The organism is Paracoccus versutus, from assembly GCF_000763885.1.
Taxonomy (GTDB): domain Bacteria; phylum Pseudomonadota; class Alphaproteobacteria; order Rhodobacterales; family Rhodobacteraceae; genus Paracoccus; species Paracoccus versutus.
This window is the reverse complement of sequence record NZ_JRKO01000147.1, coordinates 1-2,083: the sequence shown is the minus strand read 5'-3', so window position 1 is coordinate 2,083 and position 2,083 is coordinate 1. Positions and strand designations below refer to the sequence as shown.

Genomic DNA, 2,083 nt, shown 5'->3' with positions numbered 1-2,083 from the left:
CTCAAAAAAGCCATGTCGATCACTCCTTTGCCCCCTGCCTGATGCAGTCGGGGCGAGCCAATCACATGGGTCAATTCTCAATGAAAATTTCCGCTATACCCGGGTCAGTTCTCAGCGACATTCAACACCCTGAGGAACTGGCGGCCGACGACTGGCGTATCCGGATGCGCGAGGACGGCAAGGCGCCGACGCAGCTACTGGCCGAGCGCCTGATCCGGGATGGATATGCCGCCATGCAGGTCCGCAGCTTTGCCAAAGGGGCGACGGATGCGGACCTGAACCTCGTTCTCTGGACGTGGGGCAGTGAGCCGCCTGCCCGGCTCATCCTTGTAGACGATGAATGCAGACTGGGCTAAACGGCGCGGAGAAGTCGACGCCTCCGAAAGCCAGTCTTTTCAGGCAAGTGCCGTCTAGCCGTTAAGCAACCTGTGCGCGGATATGTGGGACTGGCCATTCCAGCGGTGACTTCCTGATCTGAACGCAGGTCAAGAGGCTGATTCATAGCGCCCGCCTACCCATATCGATTTCAGTTCGCCTCCCGTTTTGTTCGATCAGCCTTTCGAGACCGGGTTGATGGGCAAGCTGGTACGCGTAGTGCCTATGCAGTGCAGCGCACAAACGTCCCTTCCTGTCGAGCGCATCGTCCGCGCAATCGATCATAACGGAGTTCGGCCAGGTTCGCGGCCGAATTTCCCGTAATCTGGTCAGTAGATCGTCTCATCGTCGTCGGGAAACTGCTGAGCGAGAATGGTGAGCATTGCGGCGGTTGAACGCGAGATTCCCTGATGGCAGTGGATCAGCACGCGCCTTTGCGCGATATTAGATGCCGTCGTGAGCCTTGCCCCGAAAGCAAGGATTTCATCAACAATCTCGCTCGTCGGCATGACTTTATCCGGCATCGGTTGGATGATGTCGTCGAACCTCAGCGTCGTTCTTGCATGAGGAGCATAGTTTTCGAAAGCTGCGATATCTGGCGTTCCGGCATCGAGCAATGACAGCACATGCGTAGCTTTGCGATCCGCGTGTGACGAGAGCTCGGAGATACCACAGATCGTCAGCATGGAAATATCAAGATGCATCCTGGGCTTCTCCATTCGATCATAGGCAGCAGCCTGGTGTTACTGTCCCTGGCATCGGCATGGAATATCCGAGTATTTTCTTTCTAAAAACAAGGGGCAGACCCAAGTAGCCGCAGGACGCGGAACAGGTTACTTCGGCATCATGTGTTCGACCTCCGGCGCCTTCACGAACCTCCACGCCCTTCGCGGCCCGGCCATGACGTTGAGATAATAGAGCTCGAAGCCATGGGGCGCGCCGCAGGGGTGATGGCCGCGCGGGACCAGCACCACGTCGCCGTCTTTCACCGCCATCACCTCGTCGAGGCTGCCGTCATCGGTATAGACCCGCTGCACCGCCCAGCCATCCCTGGGGTTCAGGCGATGATAATAGGTCTCCTCCAGATAGGTGATGCGCGGGAAATCGTCCTCGTCATGGCGGTGGCTCGGGTAGCTCGACCAGTTGCCGGCGGGGGTGAAGACCTCGGTGACCAGCAGCGAATCGCACCAGTCCTCGGCCTCCATGGCGATATTGTTGATGAAGCGGGCATTGCTGCCCTCGCCGCGCTGGGTCAGGGTGATGCCGTCCGGGCCGATGCGCCGCGCGGGATGGCCGCCCTTTCCGGGGGCCGAGCAAACCGCGATCACGCAATCACTCTCGGCCTCGGCCCGCCAGTCGCTGCCGTCGGGCAGATAGAGGCAATGCGGCGGGGTCTTCTCGAAGACGTCCAGGCGCTCGCCCATCACGCCCCAGTCCCGGCCGGCGCCGCTGATCCGGGCCTTGCCCTCGACCATGACCAGGATCGCCTCGTCGGTGCCGGTCGCCCCGGCGGCGCTTTCGCCCGCCCGCAGGCGCCACAGCGAAAACCCCACATGGCGCCAGCCGGCATCCGCAGGCGTGATCCGATGCACCTCGCCATGACTGCCGAAGGGTCTGCGCAGAAGCCGGCTCATTCCTGTCTCCTTTTCCCGATTGGCCTTTCATCTTGGCCCAAATATCCCGGGGGGAATCCCGCAGGGATGGGGGG

Annotated in this window: 3 protein-coding genes; 1 reads left to right on the top strand and 2 read right to left on the bottom strand. The window is 60.8% G+C overall.

Annotation, left to right across the window (positions count from 1 at the left end):
- On the top strand, nt 1-356 hold a 356-nt coding region (locus IT40_RS26320), incomplete at its 5' end, for an RES domain-containing protein (RefSeq protein WP_157034122.1).
- 348 nt (nt 357-704) lie between these two features.
- On the opposite strand, the gene IT40_RS29825 is transcribed toward IT40_RS26320, so the two are convergent.
- Together IT40_RS29825 and iolB are read right to left on the bottom strand one after the other, a co-directional pair.
- Nucleotides 705-1,079, bottom strand: a complete 375-nt coding sequence (locus tag IT40_RS29825) for a tyrosine phosphatase family protein (RefSeq protein ID WP_208021363.1) — start codon at nt 1,077-1,079, stop codon at nt 705-707.
- A 129-nt stretch (nt 1,080-1,208) separates the two neighbouring features.
- Complete coding sequence (gene iolB, locus IT40_RS26310; RefSeq protein ID WP_036761453.1) at nt 1,209-2,009, bottom strand: 5-deoxy-glucuronate isomerase; 801 nt, start codon at nt 2,007-2,009, stop codon at nt 1,209-1,211.
- Nucleotides 2,010-2,083 lie beyond the last annotated feature (74 nt).

What these genes read in the sequence shown, in the direction of transcription:
- IT40_RS29825 (WP_208021363.1), bottom strand. Translation starts at nt 1,079, where the DNA reads ATGCATCTTGATATTTCCATGCTGACGATCTGTGGTATCTCCGAGCTC.
- iolB (WP_036761453.1), bottom strand. Translation starts at nt 2,009, where the DNA reads ATGAGCCGGCTTCTGCGCAGACCCTTCGGCAGTCATGGCGAGGTGCAT.